Origin of the sequence: Streptomyces sp. NBC_01446, assembly GCF_026340095.1 — a bacterium.
Classification (GTDB): Bacteria; Actinomycetota; Actinomycetes; order Streptomycetales; family Streptomycetaceae; genus Streptomyces; species Streptomyces aureus.
Map to the genome: position 1 here is coordinate 373,210 of NZ_JAPEPO010000002.1, position 20,086 is coordinate 393,295.

Consider the following 20,086-nt stretch of genomic DNA (forward strand, 5'->3'; position numbering starts at 1 on the left):
GAATGGACTCATCTGTGACCAGCACGACCAGCACCGAACTCACCACCACCGACGCCGCTCCGCTCATCCCCGGCCCGGCGACTCCCTACCAGGGGGACATCGCCCGCTACTGGGACGGCGAAGCCAGGCCCGTGAACCTGCGTCTCGGCGATGTCGACGGTCTCTACCACCATCACTACGGCATCGGGGACGTCGACCACTCTTCACTCGGCGACACCGAAGACAGCGAGAGCGAGAAGAAGTTGATCGCCGAGCTCCACCGGCTGGAGTCGGCGCAGGCCGATTTCCTCCTGGGGCACCTCGGCGACATCGGGAGTGACGACACCCTGGTGGACGCCGGCTGCGGGCGCGGCGGGTCGATGGTGATGGCGCACCAACGCTTCGGATGCAAGGTCGAAGGTGTCACGCTGTCGGCCAAGCAGGCCGACTTCGCCAACCGGCGCGCCCACGAACTCCGCATCCAGGACCACGTACGCGCCCGCGTCTGCAACATGCTCTCCACGCCCTTCGAGACCGGGCAGGCCGCGGCCTCATGGAACAACGAGTCGAGCATGTACGTCGACCTGCAGGACCTCTTCGCGGAACACTCCCGCATCCTGGAGGTCGGCGGTCGCTACGTGACCATCACCGGCTGCTGGAACCCGCGGTACGGCCAGCCTTCGAGGTGGGTCTCCCAGATCAACGCGCACTTCGAGTGCAACATCCACTCGCGCCGGGAGTACCTGCGTGCCATGGCCGACAATCGCCTGGTGCCCCAGGCCGTCGTCGACCTCACCCCCGCCACTCTGCCCTACTGGGAGCTACGAGCAACGTCTTCACTGGTCACGGGTATTGAGGACGCGTTCATCAACTCCTACAAGGACGGCTCCTTCCAGTACCTCCTCATCGCCGCCGACCGAGTCTGACCTCCTGCTGCCGGGAGGGCCTGTCCCTGACGGAACGGGCCCTCCCTATGGACTGTTCCTCGGATCTCCTTACGTGAGTGGGGTGTTGGGGGCAGGCTGGTTGTACGGGCGGTGGCTTCTGACGAATGCGGAGTGGGATCGACTGGAGTCGATTCTGCTGCGTGGTGGTACGCGCTGGGGCCGGTGGAATGATCACCGGCGTTCGATCAACGGGGCGCTCTACCGGGTGCGGACGGGGGTCCGTTGGCGGGATCTGCCGGAGCGGTTCGGGCCGTAAGAGACGATCCATAAACGCCCTCGTCGGTGGACTGCGGACGGGACAAGGGAGATGCTGCTGTCGAAGGTCCCGGCCGCCGAGGACGCTCAGGGCCGGATCGACTGGGGCGTCTCGGTGGGCTCAACAGCGGTGAGGGCTCGGCTCACCAGCACGCCGTCGGCGCAAGGGGAAGGCTCACCACCAGAATCCACCTGGCCGCCGACGGACGATGTCGACCCCTCGCCCTCGTACTGACTCCCGGCCACTACGGCGACGGCCCCCAGGTCGAGCGAGTCCTGGAGCGGGGCTCCGTGCCTCAGGGTGTCATGCCCACCCTCACTCTGGCGACGTCACGGAGCCGCCCGCCACGTTCCCTCGTGGCGGACGGCTCGCGCAGTGAGCGTTCAGAGATCAAGTTCGGTGGCGGCAACGTAGTGTCTTGGGCCGCTAGACGACACCGGCCGGGGCCGGCGACGGGATTCGAACCCGCGTTTCTCTCTTGACAGGAGAAGTAGCCGCAACCTGCGCACCTGAACGACGCTCACTGTAGTCAGGGAGAACGGCTGGCGGCACTTGATTTACGCGCCTCTACTCGCTTCCAAGAGAGGGCAGTTGTTTGGCGAGTTCCTCCCGGCGCCATCGGCTGGGTGTCTGGTGGTGCCAGCGGTGGAAGGCGCGGGTGAAGTTGCCCTGACTGCTGTAGCCGAGCATGCCCGCGATGTCCGACATGGGGAGGTCGGTGGCGCTGAGCAGTTGGCCCGCGAGGTCGCGCCGTGTGTCGTCGAGGAGGGTCTCGAAGGTGACGCCGTGGCGGGCGAGGCGTCGGTTGAGGGTGTAGCGGTGGACGTTGAAGAGCTGTGCGACGTGTTCCACGCTGCAGGTGCCGGTGGCGAGAAGGTTCTGGATCGTGCGGCGTACCTGGGCGACGAGGTCGTGCCCACCTCGGCTCTGCAGCTCGGCCAGGTGGTCGCGCAGGAATGACTCCAACTTCAGGTCGGCGCCCGCACGTTGCTGTGACAGGATCTCTTCGGGGAACCAGACTTCGTGGCGGGGCTGGTCGAACAGGACGGTGGCGCGGAAGAACCGCCGGTAGGGGCCGCTCTGGGTGGGTTCGTGGTGTGCGATGCGGACGGAGGCCGGGCGCCACGTGCGGCCCAGGACCATCTCGAGGATCTTCACGTTGGCGACGAGGTAGGCCGTGAGGATCTGGTCGCTGCCCGGGAAGGCGCCGCCGGCTACAGCGAGGGTGATCACGGCGTAGCCGTCCTCGACGGTGAGCGTGGCGGCGAGTCCGGGGTACCACAGGGGGCTGAACCGCAGGAGCGCATCGATCGCGTCGCGCACCGAATGGGCGTTGAGGACCAGAAAGCGCAGGGGGCCGGCGTTGTCCAGGGTCGCCCGCTGCCCGAGGAGCAGTCCGAGGTGGTCGCAGCCTGTGGCGGCCCCGGCCGCCTCCAGGACGCGGCCGTGCAGCGTCATGGGCAGTGGATGCAGCGGCCGGCTGAACGACTGCTGGGTGATGCCGAAGGACTCCAGCAACTCCCATGGGTCCTGGCCGAGTTCGCGCATGATCGCCGGCAGCGCCGACAGTGCGCCGACGGGGATCGATGCCTGTCGGAGATCCTTCGCGGCCTTGGCCATCGTCCGCCTTCACTCGGGTTGTCGGATACGTGTACGGACCGCGGCACGGGCACGCATACGGAGCTGTGACGTAAAGATAAATTCCAGTGACGAAATGCTCAATATGGCGGACGTGGTTCCTCCTACGGTGAGCGGGCGCCGCCGCAGACGGCCCGGGGCGACCGCCCCGCCTCTCCGTAGTGAGGAGCACTCCCATGCACTTCCTCGACGACAGCCTCTACCCCGAGAACCAGGAAAAGCTGGTGATCCAGGCCGCCCCCTACGGGCCTCAGTGGACTCCCAGTGACTCGGACGACATCCCGATCAGCATGGACGAGCAGGTCCAGAAGGCGGTGGACTGCTGGAACGCCGGGGCGACCGTGCTGCACGTGCACGTCCGCGAGTCGAATGGCAAGGGGTCGAAGCGGCTCAGCATGTTCAACGAGCTCCTGGCGCGGCTGCGCCAGGCAGTGCCGGACATGGTCCTGCAGGTCGGTGGTTCGATCTCGTTCGCCCCGGAGAGCGAGGGGGATGCGGCCGAGTGGCTGGACTACGACACCCGCCACATGCTCGCCGACCTGTCCCCCGCGCCCGACCAGGTCACGATCGCCATCGGCACCAGTCAGATGAACATCGTCGAGCTGCTCGACGAGTCCGACGTCGCCGGGACGATCCTGGAGAAGCCCGAGTACGTCAAGGCGTACAGCGAGATGGTCTCCGACGCCCGGCCGTCGTTCTACACGGAGCACCTCGAGCGGCTGGGCGCCGCGGGCATTCAGCCGCACTTCATGCTGGGCCACGTCCACCAGCTCGAGTCGGTGGAGCGGCTGATCCGCAAGGGTCTCTACAGCGGGCCGCTGATCCTCAACTACGTCGCCATCGGCGGCGGAGCCGCTGGTTTCAACCCGGCTGACCTGATGGAGTTCGTCCGGCGCACACCGGACGGCGCGGTGCTCACCATCGAGAGCGCCATGCGCGCGGTGCTCCCGCTCAACGCCATGGCCCTGGCCATGGGCCTGCACGTGCGCGTCGGTATCGAGGACAACCTGTGGGGCCGCAAGGGCGAACGCATCACCACGGTCCAGCAGATCGAGCAGATCGTCCGCCTGTCGAACGAGCTCGGCCGGGACATCGCCAGTGGCGCCGAGGCCCACCGGATCTACCAGATCGGCGAGACGTACGGGACGGCCGAGGAGACGATCGCCCGGCTCGGCATGGCTCCCTCCCGGACGCCCGGACAGCGCGGATTCACCGTCCCCGGACGCGGCTGATGCCCGCCCACACGGACCTCTCGGGCAAGGTCGCCCTGGTCACCGGCGCTGGGCCCGGCCTCGGGCGGGCCTGCGCCGTTGACCTGGCCAGGGCCGGGGCGAGGGTCGCGGTGTGCGACATCGCCCCGGACGCCCTGGAGGCGACGGTCGCCGCGGTGCGCGCCGTGGGCGGGGCGTGCCTGGGCACGCTGCGCGACGTGAGCTCGAGTGCCGCGGTGGCGGAGATGTTCGCTGAGGTGCGCGACGTTCTCGGAAGCGTGGACATCCTGGTGAACAACGCCGCGCGGACGCCCAACCAGCCCGAGGACGAGGCGCGTCGCACCCGTCACTACACGTACATGTCGACGCCGGAAGCACGGACCTCGCTGGAGTTCACCAGCCGGATCACCGACCGGGAGTGGCACCGCTACTGGGACGTCAACGTCCACGGTGTTTTCTACTGCACGCGCGAGGCGCTCAGGATGATGGAGCCCCGCCGGACAGGGAAGATCATCAACGTGGCGTCCATCGCGGGACTTTCGGCGCGCAGTGCCCACAGCCCGCACTACAGCGCCACGAAGGGCGCCGTGATCGCCTTCACGCGGTCCGTCGCTGCGGAAGTCGCCGGAGCGAACATCTTCGTCAACGCGATCGCGCCCGGCGGCGTCGCGACACCGGAGTTCAACGCCTACCTCGACGCCGTCGGCGAACAGGCACGTGCCCGGCTGTGGCAGAACTGCCCGCTCGGCCGCTTCGGAACGCCTGAGGAGTACGCGTCCCTCGTCACCTACCTGGCGGGCGACCACTATCTGGTCGGCCAGGTCATCAGCCCCAACGGAGGCTCGGTCGTCTGACCGCGCCCGCCCCCGGAGGAACACCATGACCACATCTTCCCGGCCCGACGCCGGAGCACCTGCGGCCGTCAGCGAGCCGGAGCCGGCCTCACCCGCGCCAGACGAGATCCTCGGCGCCAAACTCGCCGCGCTGATACGCCTCAAGCTCGATGTCTCGGTGACCCACCTGTACTCCCGCGGAGTGCGCCGGCACATGCGTGCCGCACTACGGGCCGGGGCCACCCGCGACGAGGTCCTGGCAGTCGTCAAGTTGTCCACGGTCATCGGCATCCACGCGCTCGCCGTCGGCATGCCCATCCTCAACCAGGAGCTCGCCTACGCCCGCATGCCCGCCGAGCCCGCGATCTCCGCTCGCCCGACCCCGGTCTGCGACGCCCTGCGCCGCGACGGCAACTTCAACCCCGACTGGGAGGCGATCCACGAGGCCGCCCCCGACTGGCTGGAGGGCTTCCTGGCCACCGGCCTGGGCATCTGGCGCGACGGTGTACTGCCGCCGCTGTGGATCGAGTTGCTGTGCATCGCCGGTGACGCCGCCCTCACCCACATGTACACACCCGGCACCCGCCGCCACATCCGCGCGGCGCTCGCCCTCGGCGCAGAACGGGAACAGATCCGGGCCGTACTGGAGATCGTCGGCCGCCAGAGCCGGGACGCCTACGAGGCGTCACTGCCCGTCCTCGACGACGTGTGCGCCCTCTGACCTGCACTTTGCCCTTCAAGGAGATCCCTCATGTCCGCTCCCGCCGCGGGCTGCGCCCCGGGCCTCATGGGCGCACGCCTGGAAAGACTCCCGCTGTCTCGATGGCACAGAACCATCGTGGTCCTCCTGGCGGGAGCGCTCGTCTTCGAGTACATGGACCTGTACTCCTTCGCGTTCACCGCCCCCGCGCTGATGAAGCACGAAGGGTTCACCGTCCACGACGTCGCGTCGATCACCGGGGCGACCGGCATCGGCACACTCGTCGGGGCCGGTACCGGGGGCTGGCTGGCCAACCGCTTCGGCCGCAGACCCGTGCTGCTCGCCTGCGTGGTCACGTACTCCCTGTGCTCACTGCTCAACGCCGTGGTAGCCGACCCGACCGGCTTCCTCGTCCTGCGCTTCGCGACCGCCGTCGGATTCCAGGGCATGAACGTGGTCACCGTCGTCCTGCTCACCGAACTCATGCCCGCCCCTGTCCGGGGCCGCGCCCTGGCCTGGGCCGTCGCCTGCGGCGGAGCCGGACCGGTACTGATGGCCTGGCTCGGCTTCCTCGTCGTACCCCGCGTCGACTGGGGATGGCGCGTGCTCTACGTCGTCGGGGCCCTGGCGCTCGCCTTGTTCGTCGTCATCCTGCGCCGGCTGCCCGAGTCCCCCCGCTGGCTGGAATCGGTGGGCGACCACGAGCGTGCCGAAGTCACCATGCGTGCGATAGAGGAGCAGATCGTCCGCCAGGGACGGCCCCTGCCACCGATCGAGGCCGAACCGGCGCGCCCGCATGTCGCCGCCGACACGGGAACGGGCGTGCTCGCGCTCATCCGGGCCGGGTACGTCCGCCCGTTCTCCGTCACCTCGGTCATCTGGACCCTGGGAATCGTCGCCTACTTCGGCTTCAACTACTGGGTGTCCACGCTGCTCGCACTGCGCGGCTACGACCTGGAACAGACCACGTTGTACACGGCGATCATCGTGACGGCCGGTGTGCTCGGCCCGCTGGCCGCCACCTCCTTCGCGGACCGCTGGCAGCGCAAGCACATCCTCGTAGGCGTCGGAGCCTGCCTGAGCGTCCTGGCCCTGCTGTCCACCCTCGCGGACTCCACGGTGACCACCATCGCTCTGGCCTGTCTGTTGTCCTTCGGCTTCCAGCTGGCGGTGCCTCCGACCTCGACCTACGCCAGCGAGGTCCTGCCCACCCGATTCCGCTCGACCGGACTGGGTTGGGCCACGTCCTTCGCCCGCATCGCCAACGTCGTTGCGGCACAGGTCATTTCGGCCCTGCTCCTTGCTTTCGGAACCGACTCGGTCTTCTACCTCGTCGCCGCGCTGGAAGCCGCCTTCGCCCTGGTGGTCGGCCTCTTCGGCATCCGGACACGCGAGTTGACACTGGAGGACGTCAGCTCGTCCGAAGCAGCCACCGCACCGGCACGGGCGGACTCACCGCCGCCCGTGAAGGTCGGAGTGCAGCCGGCCGACCGCCCCTCCACCGAGGGGGCGTGACTCCACACAGACGGAGGGGTGTGCCCGCAGACAGCGATCTGCGGGCACACCCCTCAAGAGACTGGCAGGGAGGCGCGGACGGCTCGGCCCACGCTTCCCTTCACATCAGGTCAGCGCCGCCCACCGTGACCGTGACCACGGTGACCGTCGTCGTGGCGGGCGCGGTCACGGTAGTCGCGGCCGCCGTCACGGTAGTCGCGGTCGTGGCGGTAGTCGCGGCCGCCGTCACGGTCGTGGCGGTCACGATCGCGGTAGCTTCCCCAGGAGAAGGTGTCGACCCTCCAGTTGCGGTCATCGCGCAGGGTGGCCGTGTCGGAACGGTTGTCCCAGACGTGGTTACGCCGGTCCTGGTAGACGTCACGGTAGGTGTCGCGGCCGTAGCCCGTGTGCACGCGGACGGTGGCGCGGCCCCCCAGACGGTAGTGGTGGAAGGTGTAGGTGTGACCGTCCTCGCCCGACAGGGTCCACCCGTCGAGGTTCACCGCGTGGCGGGAGGTGTTGGTGACGTCGACCCATTCGCCGTTCAGCGACCGGATGCCGCGGTTGTCCCAACCGGGAGCGTCGTACTGCACATCGCTGATCTCAACGAACTCGCGGTGCGGACGCGCCCCCGGGGCGGCGGAGGCCGACCCCGCGAAGGTCCCGACCAGCGCGCCGGCCGCCAGAACGGCGGCACCCGTACGACGGGCAGCGACAGACATGAAAGCGGACATGAATGCCCCTCATTTCGAACTTGCGGACCTGTGTCCCGGCGTATGCGCCGCAGGTCCGTTGTGTGCTGATCCCGGCCCGATGGCCGAGGACCCACAACGTCCCTCAGTCGCCGCCAGATGTGAGCAAGGCGTGAACGCCGTTACAGTTCAGCCACATTTCTGTCACTCTCGCATGTAACATCCATCTACACGCCGAATGCACCAAATTGGCGTCACAGCCGCTCTCCCGCAACGCGTCGGCGCCCGCAGTCACGACCGCTTCCCCACCCTCGTCACCCAAAAGTGCGTAACAGCGCAGCACTGCTCACTGCTGCTCGGCGCTCGCGTCATCTGGTCTGCCGAGGCTCCGCGGTGCGGCGCAGCGTCGGGATCGACCTGGGCATAGCCAGCTTCCTCGCCGGTTCCGGCGGCGGATTCGTGGCCAATCCGCGTCACGGGGCGAAGTGCGCCGCGAAGTTGGAAGCCGCACAGCAGGCGCTGTCGTGCACCGGCGTAGCGAGAAGCGCCCTCATTTATGAATGCGGGCCCCACGGCCGGTCGGCGATTCGACGTCACGAGAGGAAGATCAGGCCCGGCCCCTGAAACGAGCCCTCACCACGGCTTGGCAGGTTCAGACACCGGCCCCTCGCCGGGCACTGGCCACGTACGCGCGCCAGCCTCCGTACGACGTGATGTCGTGCGCGGACTCGATGGCCTCGGGTTCGCAGAGGAAGCCGGGCACGAGGCTGCCGTCCGCGAGTTCCACGCTGCCGAGCGCCATCGGGCGGGGCAGCGTCGCGAGGAGCGCGCCGAGTCCCTCTGCGGGCAGTTGCCACACCTCGGCCTCGATAGCTCCCCCGCCTTCCCGGGTGCGGACCAGTCCGGGCTTGGGTGGTGTCGTGTCGAGTGCGTACAGGCGGTAGGCGGGGGCGGTCGTGGTCGTGCGGACCAGACGGGCGCCCAGGGCGAGCAGTTGCCCGTTCAGCGGCTGCCCGGAAAGGTGCGCACCCACCACCGCGAGCCGCAGCGGCGGGGCGGTGAGTGCCGCGGCGATACGCGCGAGCCGTTGGTCGGTGAAGGCCCGGCCGACCAGCATGACGCCGAACGGCAGCCCGTTCACCTCGCCGGCCGGAACGGCGACCGCCGCCAGGTCGAACAGGTTCGTCGAGTTGGTGAACCTGCCGAGCCGCGCGTTGGCGCCCAGTGGGTCGGTCGCGACCTCGGCGATGGTGGGGTGCCCCGGTGCCGTCGGCAGGAGCAGCGCGTCCGCGTCGCCGAGCGATGCGAGGGCCCGCGAGCGGAGGGATGCGAGCTTCGCCTGGTCGGCGTAGAGCCGGCGGGCCGGGATGTCCCGGGCCGCGCAGATGATCCCGGCCACGGTCGGGTCGAGGTCGGCGGAGTCCTTGTGCGCGTCGATGAAGGCGCCGACGGCGGTGTAGCGCTCGGCGACGAACGCGCCTTCGTACAGCATCGCCGCCGCCTCGGTGAACGGGGCGAGGTCGACGGGCAGGAGCTCGGCGCCCGCGTCGGCGAGCCGGGCGGCGGCCGCGTCGAAGGCCTCGGCCCAGCCCTTGTCCAGGTCTCCGAGCTGTCCGCGCTCGGGCACGGCGATACGCCACGGGCCCGGGCCGCGTTGTTCGAGCGGCGGGAGGTCGCGGCCGGACGGCGCCGCCATGCAGGACAGTGCCAGCTCGGCTTCCGGGAGCGTACGGGCGAAGACGGACACGCAGTCGAGCGATGCGCAGGCCGGGACGACGCCCTCGGTGGGGACAAGGCCGATGGTCGGCTTGAGGCCGACAATGCCGTTGAAGGCCGCCGGGACCCGGCCCGATCCTGCGGTGTCCGTGCCGAGCGCGAGGTCGGCGATGCCGAGTGCGACCGAGACCGCCGAGCCGGACGAGGATCCTCCGGACACGTACTGCGGGTCGACGGCGTTGCGGACCGCGCCGTAGGGGCTACGGGTGCCGACCAGGCCGGTCGCGAACTGGTCGAGGTTCGTGGTGCCGAGGACCACAGCGCCCGCCGCCTTCAGGCGGGCCACCACTGGGGCGTCGGCGTCCGGCTCGTACGCGTACGAGGGGCAGCCTGCGGAGGTCGCGAGCCCGGCCACATCAATGTTGCCCTTGACCGAGAACACGGTCCCCGCGAGCGGCAGCCGCCCACCGGCGGCGACCTTCGCGTCGATCGCGGCGGCGTCCGCCTCCGCGTCTGCCTGCGGGCGCAGGCAGATCCATACCTCGGTGCGGTCCACCTGCGCGATGCGCGCGTAGGCGGCCCGCACCCGTTCCACTGCGGTGATCACGCGGCTGCCTCCGTGGTTCCGAGGGGCGCGAGGACGACGAGCGCGGTGCCCGCCTCGACCTGGCTGCCCGGTTTGGTCAGGATCTCCGTGACGATGCCGTCGGCGGGGGCCGGGACCCGTGACTCCATTTTCATCGCTTCGAGCGCGAGAAGGTGCTGTCCTGCCGCGACCCGGTCGCCGACCTCGACGTTGACCTGCCAGACGGAGGCGGCGAATTCCGCCTCGATCAGGTGGCCGCCCTCAGGGACCTCGATGTCGGCGGCCGGTGGGACGGCCTCGGCGGCCGCCTCGGCGTGAGTGAACTCGCCCGCCGCCTCCCAGGCGTCGCGCTCGGCACGGAACGCCTCGCCCTGGCGGGCCCGGAAGCCGGAGATCGACGCTGCGTTCTCTGCGAGGAACCCCTGGTACTCGGCGAGCGAGAAGGTTCCTTCCTCGGTCCTGGGCACGAAACGGCCGGACGTGATGTCGGCGCGCAGCTCAAGGAGTTCGTCCGCCTCGACCGGGTACCACTTGATGCGGTCGAAGAAGCGCAGCAGCCAGGGCTTGCCGTGTTCGAAGGCGCCGCGCTGCTGCCAGCCGGACCACACCTGGGTGGTACGGCCGACGAACTGGTAGCCGCCGGGGCCCTCCATGCCGTAGATGCACAAGTACGCGCCACCGATGCCGACGGAGTTCTCCGCGGTCCAGGTGCGGGCCGGGTTGTACTTGGTGGTGACCAGGCGGTGGCGCGGGTCCAGCGGGGTCGCGACCGGGGCGCCGAGGTACACGTCCCCGAGGCCCAAGACCAGGTACTCGGCGTCGAAGACCGTGCGGTACACCTCGTCGACCGTCTCCAGGCCGTTGACCCGGCGGATGAACTCGATGTTCCAGGGGCACCACGGGGCGTCGTCGCGCACGCCCGCCATGTACCGGGCGATGGCCTCGCGGGTGGCCGGGTCGTCCCAGGACAGCGGCAGATGCACGATCCGGCTGGGCACCACCAGCTCGTCGGTGGTGGGGAGTTCGGCCTCGAGCAGCAGCACGGCTTCGAGGAGCTTGTCCTGCGGCAGCACGTCGGGGTCGATCCGGACCTGGAGGGACCTGATGCCCGGGGTCAGGTCGACGATGCCGTCGAGCTGCCGGGCGGCCAGCGCCTCCGCGAGCGCGTGGACGCGCATCCGCAGCGCCAGGTCGAGCTGCATCGGCCCGTACTCGATGAGGAGGTTGTCGTCGCCGCTTCGCCGGTACGTGACCGATGGCCGGGTGCCGGTCTCCGCCGAACGGACGAGGATGCCGCCGTCGACGATGGCCTCGCGGTCGGCGCGCAGGGTCGCGGCCGGGTTTCGCCGCAGCTCTGCGGCGGCTTCCGTGGTGACGGGCACGAAGCGGACGGTGTCGCCGGGCCGGAACTGGCCCATCTTCCAGCGCTGTCCGGTGGCGATCGTCGCGGGGCACACGAAGCCGCCGAGGGAGGGTCCGTCGGGGCCGAGGAGAACGGGCATGTCGCCGGTGTAGTCGACGGCGCCGACCGAGTACGGCGTGTCGTGGATGTTGGACGGGTGCAGGCCCGCCTCGCCGCCGTCCGTACGGGCCCAGCGCGGTTTGGGGCCGATCAGTCGGACACCGGTGCGCGCCGAGTTGAAGTGGACCCTCCAGTCGGCGGCGTAGAAGTCGCGGATGTCGTCCTCGGTGAAGAACTCGGGGGCGGCGTGCGGTCCTTCGACCGCACCGACCCTCCACTCGCTGTCGAAGACGGGACGCCCGTCGAGCGGGACGACGGACGTCTCGTGACGCTGTTCCCCGCCGTGCAGGACATCCCCGGCACGCAGGGCGCGGCCGCCGTGGCCGCCGAACCGGCCGAGGGTGAAGGTGGCGGCGCTGCCCAGGAGCTCGGGTACGTCCAGGCCGCCGGCGAACAGGACGTAGGTGCGCAGGCCCTGCTCGTGGGGCGCCGCGACGGCGAGGGTCTGGCCGGCCTCGACGGTGACCGGCTCCCACTGGGGTACGGCCGTGCCGTCGACGGTCACCTGGGCGGGGGCGCCGGTGACGCAGATCGTCGTCGGGTGGGTGAACCGGAGAGAGGGCCCCTGAAGGGTGCACTCGAGGCCGGGCGCGCCCTCGTCGTTGCCGAGCGCGGTGTTGCCGAGCCGGAAGGACAGGTCGTCCATCGGACCGCACGGAGGGACCCCGACCTGCCAGTACCCGGTACGGCCGGGCCAGTCCTGCACCGTGGTCAAGGTGCCGGGTGCGACCACCTCGATACGCGGGGTCGGGTCGCTGACGGCCGCGAGCGAGGCGGTGGAGTGGACCGCGGAGCGCACGTCGGCGTCCGCGAGCGCGGCGCGCACCAGGCCGAGGTTGGTCTCGATGCCGTCGACTCGGGTGGCGGCGAGCGCCGCGTCCAGCTTGTCGAGCGCCTCGGCGCGGTCGGCGCCGTGTGCGATGACTTTGGCGAGCATCGGGTCGTAGGAGGTGGTGACCTCGGTTCCGGTCTCCACCCATGTGTCCACGCGGACACCGTCGGGGAAGGCGACGCGGGTCAGCAGGCCTCCGCTTGGGCGGTGGTCGCGGGAGGGGTCCTCGGCGTAGAGGCGTGCCTCGACGGCGTGGCCGTTCGGGGCGGGGGGCTCGGTGACGACGGCGGTGTCGCCTTGCGCGAGGCGCAGCATCCAGGCGACGAGGTCGACGCCGTAGATCTCCTCGGTGACCGGGTGCTCGACCTGGAGGCGGGTGTTGACCTCGAGGAAGTACGCCTCTTCGCGGGCGGCGTCGTAGACGAACTCGACCGTGCCGACGGAGCGGTAGTTCACCGAGGCGCACAAGTCTCGTGCTGCGGCAGTCAGTTGTCGGCGGACGTGGTCCGGGAGGCCGGGGGCCGGGGCCTCCTCCAGGACCTTCTGGTTGCGGCGCTGCAGTGAGCAGTCGCGGTCGCCGAAGGTGACGATGCGTCCTTCGCCGTCGCCGAAGACCTGCACCTCGACGTGGCGGGCGCGCTCGACGAGGCGTTCCAGGAAGACGCCCGCGGAGGAGAAGGAGGCCGCGGCGACGCGCTGTACCCGCTCCCACGCGTCGGCGAGGTCGTCGGCGTCGCTGCAGGCCTGCATGCCGATGCCCCCGCCGCCTCCGGTCGCTTTCAGCATCACCGGGAAGCCGATCTCCTGCGCCGCCGCCACGGCCGCCTGCGCGTCGGGCAGCAGTCCGGTGCCGGGGGCGAGCGGGACTCCCGCCGTCCGGGCGGCGGCGCGCGCGGTGTGCTTGGCGCCGAACAGCTCCAGTTGTTCGGGGGTGGGGCCGACGAAGACGATCCCCGCGTCGGCGCAGCGGCGGGCGAAGCCGGCGTCCTCGGACAGGAATCCGTAGCCGGGGTGGACGGCGCCGGCGCCGGTGTCCTTGGCTGCCTTCAGGATCAGGTCGGCGTCGAGGTAGGACTCCTTGGCGGGGGCGGGGCCGAGGCGAACGGCCTCGTCGGCCAGCCGAACGTGTTCGGCGCCTCGGTCAGGGTCGGAGTAGACCGCGACGGTGCGCAGGCCGAGTGTGCGGGCGGTGCGGATGATGCGGGCCGCGATCTCGCCACGGTTGGCGACCAGCAGGGTGTCGAACGTCATGGTGGCTCAGCCCTCGTCCGGCTCGGTGATCGTCATCTGCAGGGCGGTCGGGGCGAATCCGTTGCAAGGGTTATTGATCTGGGGGCAGTTGGACAGCAGCGCGATGACGTCGGTCTCCGCGCGCAGCACGACCTTCAGCCCTGGGGCGGACAGGCCGTCGACGATGCCGAGGGTGCCGTCCTTCTCGACGGGCACGTTCATGTACCAGTTGATGTTGGACACCAGGTCCCGTTTGCCGAGGCCGTGCTTGCTGCCCTCGGCGAGGAAGTTCTCCACGCAAGCGTGCTGGGACCAGGTGTGGTGGCCGTAGCGGAGGGTGTTGGACTCCTTGGAGCAGGCGCCGCCGATGGTGTCGTGGCGCTTGCAGGTGTCCTCGACGACGGTCATCAGCGAGGTGTGCTCGTTCGACATCAGCACGGATCCGGTGGTCAGGAAGATGTTGGCCTGGGCCTGGATGGTGTCGGGGGCGCTGTAGCGCACGGAGGTGTCGTGCGCGTCGTAGAGGAGGAAGTCCGCGGCCTGTTTGCCCTGCAGGTCGGTGATGGTCAGCAGCCGGCCCTTGGGCACGACGGCCGACCAGGCGGCGCGGGCGGGGACGGTCTCGTCGTGGATGACGCGGCCCGGGGCGTACGGGCTGCCGGTGGTGGTGGTCATGCGATCCCCCGGGCGGTGAGGTGGTCGGCGGTGTTATGAAAGGCGCGGCTGCTCTCGGGGTTGGCGTTCCAGAGCGCGTCGGCGGGGGCGGTGGGCCGCGCCCGGTAGGCGAGGACTTCGAGGGGTCCGCAGGTGTAAGTGGGGCGCGGATCGAGCGGGTGCGCGACGTTGGCGACGAGGACCGTGACGTCCTGTTCGGCGCGCAGGGTGACGGACGTGCCGGCGCCGGCGGAGCCGGTGAACTCGGTGCTGCCGTCCCCGGCGATCCGGACGCCCTGGAAGAAGGAGAGGGACGGCGGGATGTCGCGCGCCGCGAGGCCGTTCTTGAGGGCAGCGAGCTTGAACAGCTCCCGCCCGGCCGGGGAGTCCGACTGAGGAGTTCCGTCGCCGTAGCGCGCGGTGTTGTGCGCGAGGGTGGAGGTGCCGGTGAGGGCGTCGTGCCGCCCTGAGGTGTCCTCGGTGATCGAGGCGAGAACGCGGCCCTGGTCGGACAGGAGCAGGTGCCCCTCACCGAGGTAGGCGTTCCAGAGGACCTTGACGGTGTCGGCAGTGTTCAGTCGTTCCCAGGGGCGGTCGGCGCTGTACAGCAGGAGGTGTGCGCAGGCGTCGCCCGTGAGGTCGGTCAGCCGCAGTTCGTGGCCACGGCCGAGGACCTTGTGGGTGTAGTTGCCGCCCGCCACGGTCTCGGCCCAAACGAGGTCCTCGGCGGCGACGGCCTCGGGGGGTGTGGGCCAGCTGCTCGCGGGGAGTACGGGCATGGTGTCGACCTTCGTGCCCTCCTGGGCGCGCGCATGGTCGCGGGCGCCATAGGCCGACGCTGTCGCTGAATCTGTCGCCACGGCTGAACCTCCGACTCGACGTCATTTCTGTCGTGCGACAGAAATTAGAGTTCGGGAGAGTCGCAGCCGTTGCCCGTGCGTTTCGGGGCGGTAACCGCAAACTCACTCACAGCCGGGCCCGCAGACGCCTTCCGGGCCTGTGCGAAGATCGCGGGATGAGCCCGCCCACCAGTCGCAGAGTCGGCCGCCCGCGCGCCCAGGAGCGTCCCACCAGCGGGCTGGAGCCGCGCGACGAGGTCCTCTCCGCTGCGGCCGAACTGTTCACCACCCGCGGCTACACCGCGACCTCCACACGGGCTGTCGCCGAGCGGGCCGGCCTGCGCCAGGCCTCCCTCTACCACTACTTCGACGGGAAGGAAGCGATCCTCGCGACACTCCTGGAAGGGACGGTCCGCCCCTCCCTGGAGATCGCGCGCGAGCTGGTGGCCCGCACCGAGGCTCCGCCGGAGGCGCGGCTGTGGGCCCTGTGCCGCTCCGACGTGATGCTCCTGTGCAGCGGTCCGCACAACCTGGGGGCGCTGTACCTGCTGCCCGAGGTGCAGACGGAGCACTTTGGCGTCTTCCAGACGCTCCGAACGGAACTCAGGGCGGCCTACGGCGAGTTGCTGTCGGCGACGCAGGCGGGTTCACCACTCGGCGCGGAGGAGCTGTCGCTGCGCACGGACCTCGTCTTCGGCCTCACCGAGAGCGTGATCCTCATCCGGCGCGCAGACCCCGGCCGCGCGCCTCAGGCCCTGGCGGAGGCAACGGCGGACGCGGCGCTGCGGGTCGTGGGCGTGCCGCAGCGCTCCCTGGCACGGCTGCGCCGCGAGGGGCAGCAGCTCCTCGCGGCGTAAGCGGCCTGCCGTGCGAAGGCCCGGGCGGCGACGTCAGGCCTGTACGACCTCGGCTTCAGCCTCGGGACGAGCGGCCTGCCCACCCCGGCCCAATGTGTCCGAAACGGCGCCCCTACGGCGACGGGACCAGCGGTAGGCCGCGCCCATGGCGACGGTGGCGCCGACGAACAGCACGGTGAACCACTGGAAGTACCAGTGACCGCCCGCCGGGTCGTACACGTCGGCACGCGGCCACGCCAGATTGACTGTCATGAACAGGCCGTACGCGAGCGCGAGGACGTTGACCGGCAGGCCCCACCGGCCGAGCGAGACCAGCGGGCGGCCGGTTTCGTCGGTCCCGCCCGGCCTCCGCCAGTCCCAGTCGCCGCGCAGCCGCCGCACCAGCATCGGACCGGTGACCCCTGCGTACGCGAGATACAGCATCGCGATGCACGTCGTCCCGACGGCCAGGAACGCTTCCGGAGAAGCGAAGTTGAGCAGTGCGAGTGCCGCCGCCGCGACGCCGACCACCAGGGCCGGGCCGAAGGGCATACCCGTACGCGGCGAGACCTTCGCCAGCCATGACGAGCAGGGCAGAACACCGTCACGCGCCATCGAGAACAGCATCCGCGTCCCGGCGGTCTGGATGGCGAGCGTGGCGACGGCGATGGCCACCGCCACATCCGCGAGGAGCGCCTTGCCCACTCCGTCTCCCAAGCTGCTCGTGAGCACGTAGCTCAGGCCCTCGGTGGCGAGACGGCCGTCCGAAAGGCTCGGTGCGGCGAACACGCCGCCGAGCACCAGCAGGCCACCCAGGACACCGGCCGCGGCAAGGGCACTGATGATCGTGCGCGGCGCGGTCCGGCGCGGATGGTGTGTCTCCTCGCTCATTTCGCCCGCGCTGTCGAAGCCGATGAGGACGTACGCCGCCGTGAACGAGCCCACCAGCAGCGCGGCGATCGGGCCGCCGCGGCCGCCGGTCTCGAGCGTGACGCCCGCGCCGCGCTCGACATGGGTGAACAGCAGCACGACGATGAGGACCGCGCCGATGATCTCGGCAGTGACTCCGACCCGGTTGACGGCCGACATGACGCGGTTGTCGAGGACGTTCACGACCGTGGTCAGGACCAGCAGGACGACGGCCAGCACCGCGGCGTTGGCCGCCCCGGTCGCCGTGGTGGGTGAGGGATCGCCGCCCACGACCTGGAATCCGGACCAGATCGCAGGCATGACGACCTGCAGCGCGAGCGCCGCGGCGGCGACCACGACCATCTGCCCGATCACCATGATCCAGCCCGTGAACCAGCCGAAGGCCGGGCTGCTCAGCCGGGTCGACCACTGGTAGACGGCACCGGAGATCGGGTAGCGCGCGGCGAGTTCAGCGAAGCAGGCGGCGACGAGCAGCTGCCCCGCGAGCACGACCGGCCAGGCCCAGAAGAAGAGCGGGCCGCCGAAGGAAAAGCCGAGAGAGAAGAACTGGAAGACCGTCGTCAGGACGGAGATGAAGGAGAACCCGGCGGCGAAGGACGCGTACCGCCCCATCTGCCGCCGCAGCTCCTGGGGGTATCCGAAGGCGGCGAGCGAACTGCCGTCGCTCACGCCACCGGGCGGGGCGGGCGCGGGTGGAGTCATGTCAGTGGTCACGGGCATGGCGATCCCCTGTCGCGAAGCGGGTCTCTGATTCCTGTCGATCGACAGGAATTAGAGGGCCACTCTGTTTCCGCTCCGTATCCCGGCCATGTCACCCAGGGGCCGAAGTCCTCACCGCGACGCGCTCCGCGGCGCTCCTGCGGGGCCCGGCGCGCATACCGGCGAGCACCGTGACCACCAGGCGGAGAGAGCGGCAGCCGCGCCTCCTGCCGGACACGCCGGATGGCGAGCAGCTACCGCCATACGCTGGTGGCATGTCGGCGAAAGCGCATCACGCGACCGTTGAGGATGTGCACCCGCTTGCCGCGGGCATGCCTCACGTCACGCTCCAACACGGGCCGCGGGGCAACAACATGTACCAAGTCGGCGGCAAGTCGTTCGTCTTCTTCCGCCCCCGGCCGGACGCGGTCGATCCCGAGACCGGCAAACCCTATCCAGACGTGATCACGTTCTGGGCGCCGCCCGAGGTCGACAAACAAGCGCTGCTTCAAGACCCGTCACTGCCGTTCTTCACCACATCGCACTCCGACGGCCGCCCACCCGTCCGTGCGGTTGCGTGCGAGCCACATCGACGAACTCACCCGGCAGCAGCTGACGCAGACAGTCCAGGACGCCTGGCCGGCCCAGGCCTCGAACCGCATGCGAACCGCATGGCTCGCCGACCACGGGCTGCCGCTGACCTGAGCACACGCCCGCCACGCGGCATCGCTCCGGACGGCCGCCGAGCCCTAGCTGTACTGACCCGTGAGGTTGGGGACGCGCGTGGCGGGTGGCTGGCCCTTGAGCGCGGTGTGTCCGCGGTGGTGATTGTAGGTGTGCAGCCAGGCGGGGTATGCGTCGCGTCGCTCGGCCTCGCTCCGGTAGGGCTGTGCGTAGGCCCATTCGTCGAGGAGGGTGCGGTTGAACCTCTCCACCTTCCCGTTGGTCTGGGGCCGGTAGGGGCGGGTCCGCTTGTGTGAAATCCCTTGTTCTGCAAGGGAGTTGCGCCAGAGGTGGGATTTGTAGCAGGCGCCGTTGTCGGTCAGGACCCGTTCGACGGTGATCCCGGCCTGGGCGAAGAACGCGTGGGCCCGCTGCCAGAAGCCGACGGCGGTCTCCTTCTTCTCGTCGGCGAGGATTTCGCTGTAGGCGAGGCGGGAGTGGTCGTCGACGGCGTTGTGGAGGTAGCTGTAGCCGGCGCCGGAGCGCGTCTTGCGGCCTGCCTGACGTCCGAGGGTCTTGTGGCCTCCGCCGTCGGGGATGTTGCCGAGCTTCTTGATGTCGACGTGCACCAGTTCGCCGGGCCTCTCGCGTTCGTAGCGGCGTATGACGCGGCCGGTGACACGGTCCAGGTGCGTCAGGCGGGCGAGACGGTAGCGGGTCAGGCCCCGGTGAACGGTCGCGGGGTTCAGCCCGAGGAGGTAGGCGATGCGGGCCGGCCCCCACCGGCGCAGCACGCGGACCTTGATGATCCGCCGCTCGGTACGGGTCGGAGTCCGGCGCGGGCTGCGATGCGGGCGCGAGGTCCGGTCGGTCATGCCCGCCTCGCCCAGCTCGCGATAGCGGCCAGCCCACCGCTGAGCCGTCGTGGGCGAGACCTGGAAGCGTTCCGCGGCCCTGCGCAGGGACCAGCCGTCTTCCACGACGCAGCGGGCCAGACGCAGGCGGCCGGTCTCGGTCAGGGGTGCATTACGGTGGGGCACGAGGGCCTTTCTGTTGGTGTAGACGTCGCAATCCACACCGAACCGGAAGGCCCTCACCTGTTCAAGATCCCTCAGCCGAGACCTGCCTCACCCGTCCACAACCTCCCGGGACAGAACACCTAGCGCGGTCAGGAAACCCGATCGCGCCTGCCGTGTGCCTGTCCGTGCTCAAGCCGTGCGGTCTCCAGGAGCCGGCGCCAGGAGGTGACGGTCGGGCGCCGGCGCAGCAGCGCACGGCGCTCACGCTCCGTCATTCCTCCCCAGACACCGTGCGCGATGCGCTGGTCCAAGGCGTGAGCCAGACACTCGGTCTTCACTGGGCACGTGGTGCAGACGCGCTTGGCGCCGGACTGTGCCACCCCCTCGACGAACAGCTCCTCCGGGTCCGTCGCCCGGCATGCCGCACGGTCCCACCACGTCTCCTGACTGCCTGCCACTACCCCGCCCCCTCGATTACTGGGTCTCTCTTCGCAGTTGGCGGGTGACTGTACGGCACACACCGACGGCGCACACCCCATCACCAGTGGTTGAACAGCGAGTTACGAACCCACCCCACACCAGCAGGAAAAGCTAGCCACCACTCAGCTAACGAGCGCGTGTCCCTCCACGTTCCCTTCAGGCGGCAGGCCTTTCACACAGGACGACAGAGTGAGGCCGCTCCGCTCGGGGAGATGCCGGACCAACGAGTACGAGCCGCTGCCCGGAACCCCATCCGCGAGCCGAGTGACCCGTCTCCCGCTGCCGTCCTCGGCGCCCCCGCCGCACTCGCCGGCAGTGGCCTCCTCGGGT

16 protein-coding genes and 1 pseudogene are annotated in these 20,086 nt (G+C 69.9%); 8 read left to right on the top strand and 9 right to left on the bottom strand.

All coding sequences use genetic code 11. The annotated features are described in order from the left end of the window. Positions 1-2 precede the first annotated feature (2 nt). Both OG456_RS39195 and OG456_RS39200 read left to right on the top strand, forming a co-directional pair. The gene (locus OG456_RS39195) at positions 3-905 is read left to right on the top strand and encodes a geranyl diphosphate 2-C-methyltransferase (RefSeq protein WP_266569860.1); all 903 of its coding nucleotides are present in this window, start codon (positions 3-5) and stop codon (positions 903-905) included. A 100-nt stretch (positions 906-1,005) separates the two neighbouring features. Beyond that, positions 1,006-1,481, top strand: a pseudogene (locus OG456_RS39200) (IS5 family transposase); the annotation flags it as partial. A gap of 268 nt (positions 1,482-1,749) precedes the next feature. Here OG456_RS39200 and OG456_RS39205 read toward each other — a convergent pair. Further along, a complete protein-coding gene (locus OG456_RS39205; RefSeq protein WP_266569861.1) occupies positions 1,750-2,802 on the bottom strand; it encodes an AraC family transcriptional regulator in 1,053 nt (350 codons plus the stop codon). A gap of 194 nt (positions 2,803-2,996) precedes the next feature. On the opposite strand from OG456_RS39205, the gene OG456_RS39210 reads away from it, so the two are divergent. The 4 genes from OG456_RS39210 to OG456_RS39225 are packed head-to-tail and all read left to right on the top strand — an operon-like array spanning position 2,997 to position 7,079. Next, positions 2,997-4,052, top strand: a complete 1,056-nt coding sequence (locus OG456_RS39210) for a 3-keto-5-aminohexanoate cleavage protein (RefSeq protein WP_266569862.1) — start codon at positions 2,997-2,999, stop codon at positions 4,050-4,052. After that, positions 4,052-4,885, top strand: a complete 834-nt coding sequence (locus OG456_RS39215) for an SDR family NAD(P)-dependent oxidoreductase (RefSeq protein ID WP_266569863.1) — start codon at positions 4,052-4,054, stop codon at positions 4,883-4,885. Before OG456_RS39210 ends, OG456_RS39215 begins: the two co-directional genes overlap by 1 nt. Before the next feature lie 25 nt (positions 4,886-4,910). Continuing rightward, positions 4,911-5,585, top strand: a complete 675-nt coding sequence (locus tag OG456_RS39220) for a carboxymuconolactone decarboxylase family protein (RefSeq protein WP_266569864.1) — start codon at positions 4,911-4,913, stop codon at positions 5,583-5,585. Positions 5,586-5,615: 30 nt separating this feature from the next. Continuing rightward, the gene (locus tag OG456_RS39225; protein WP_266569865.1) at positions 5,616-7,079 is read left to right on the top strand and encodes an MFS transporter; all 1,464 of its coding nucleotides are present in this window, start codon (positions 5,616-5,618) and stop codon (positions 7,077-7,079) included. 110 nt (positions 7,080-7,189) lie between these two features. On the opposite strand, the gene OG456_RS39230 is transcribed toward OG456_RS39225, so the two are convergent. The 5 genes from OG456_RS39230 to OG456_RS39250 all read right to left on the bottom strand — a co-directional run bounded on the left by OG456_RS39230 (position 7,190) and on the right by OG456_RS39250 (position 15,150). Beyond that, positions 7,190-7,792, bottom strand: coding sequence for a lamin tail domain-containing protein (locus tag OG456_RS39230; RefSeq protein WP_266569866.1), 603 nt, complete (start codon positions 7,790-7,792; stop codon positions 7,190-7,192). Positions 7,793-8,402: 610 nt separating this feature from the next. After that, positions 8,403-10,073, bottom strand: a complete 1,671-nt coding sequence (gene atzF, locus OG456_RS39235) for an allophanate hydrolase (RefSeq protein ID WP_266569867.1) — start codon at positions 10,071-10,073, stop codon at positions 8,403-8,405. Further along, on the bottom strand, positions 10,070-13,657 hold the full coding sequence (uca, locus tag OG456_RS39240) for an urea carboxylase (RefSeq protein ID WP_266569868.1): 3,588 nt from the start codon (positions 13,655-13,657) through the stop codon (positions 10,070-10,072). Before uca ends, atzF begins: the two co-directional genes overlap by 4 nt. Positions 13,658-13,663: 6 nt before the next feature. Then, the gene (locus OG456_RS39245) at positions 13,664-14,311 is read right to left on the bottom strand and encodes an urea amidolyase associated protein UAAP2 (protein ID WP_266569869.1); all 648 of its coding nucleotides are present in this window, start codon (positions 14,309-14,311) and stop codon (positions 13,664-13,666) included. Then, entirely contained in the window at positions 14,308-15,150 is an 843-nt protein-coding gene (locus tag OG456_RS39250; protein ID WP_323136435.1) for an urea amidolyase associated protein UAAP1, read from the bottom strand. Before OG456_RS39250 ends, OG456_RS39245 begins: the two co-directional genes overlap by 4 nt. 155 nt (positions 15,151-15,305) lie before the next feature. Between OG456_RS39250 and OG456_RS39255 the strand changes: the two genes are divergently transcribed. After that, entirely contained in the window at positions 15,306-15,986 is a 681-nt protein-coding gene (locus tag OG456_RS39255) for a TetR/AcrR family transcriptional regulator (RefSeq protein WP_266569870.1), read from the top strand. Between the two features lie 33 nt (positions 15,987-16,019). Here the strand turns inward: OG456_RS39255 and OG456_RS39260 are convergent, their stop codons facing one another. Further along, on the bottom strand, positions 16,020-17,597 hold the full coding sequence (locus OG456_RS39260) for an amino acid permease (RefSeq protein ID WP_266570736.1): 1,578 nt from the start codon (positions 17,595-17,597) through the stop codon (positions 16,020-16,022). A 564-nt stretch (positions 17,598-18,161) separates the two neighbouring features. Between OG456_RS39260 and OG456_RS39265 the strand changes: the two genes are divergently transcribed. After that, a complete protein-coding gene (locus OG456_RS39265) occupies positions 18,162-18,299 on the top strand; it encodes a hypothetical protein (RefSeq protein WP_266569871.1) in 138 nt (45 codons plus the stop codon). A gap of 44 nt (positions 18,300-18,343) precedes the next feature. Here the strand turns inward: OG456_RS39265 and OG456_RS39270 are convergent, their stop codons facing one another. Together OG456_RS39270 and OG456_RS39275 are read right to left on the bottom strand one after the other, a co-directional pair. Further along, the gene (locus OG456_RS39270; protein WP_266569872.1) at positions 18,344-19,297 is read right to left on the bottom strand and encodes an IS481 family transposase; all 954 of its coding nucleotides are present in this window, start codon (positions 19,295-19,297) and stop codon (positions 18,344-18,346) included. 128 nt (positions 19,298-19,425) lie between these two features. Next, the gene (locus tag OG456_RS39275) at positions 19,426-19,734 is read right to left on the bottom strand and encodes a WhiB family transcriptional regulator (protein ID WP_266569873.1); all 309 of its coding nucleotides are present in this window, start codon (positions 19,732-19,734) and stop codon (positions 19,426-19,428) included. Positions 19,735-20,086: the final 352 nt, after the last annotated feature.